Below are 345 nucleotides of genomic sequence, written 5' to 3' on the forward strand. Positions count from 1 at the left end.
AAAACTCTATCGTATCGCTCTCCGTCTTAGCGCTAAAGCCCAAAGGAAAAGCTATACCTATTCTATAAGGCTGTTCGGCATAATAACTACTCGGACTCGGTATGCTCGCTATATAACCGCCCTTAAGCTCTCCGTTATTTAAATCTGCGTTAGCTCCAGAACTTACGGCGACTCCTCCGATTCTCTCTCCGCCGCTTGGAGCAAAACCTTTAGCGGTAATATAATAATTATCCACTATATTAACAGACTTCTCTATATTATTATATTTCGTAGCCAAAGCCATATCGAACTGAAATCTTATTATAGGAGTAAGTTTCATATTGTAGGAAGAAAAATCATAATTAA

General features: G+C 38.6%; 1 pseudogene. It reads right to left on the reverse strand.

Annotation, left to right across the window (positions count from 1 at the left end):
* A pseudogene (locus tag EZH24_RS13630) lies at positions 1–345 on the reverse strand (variable surface family protein); the annotation flags it as partial.

Source organism: Brachyspira catarrhinii (genome assembly GCF_005518285.1).
Classification (GTDB): Bacteria; Spirochaetota; Brachyspiria; order Brachyspirales; family Brachyspiraceae; genus Brachyspira; species Brachyspira catarrhinii.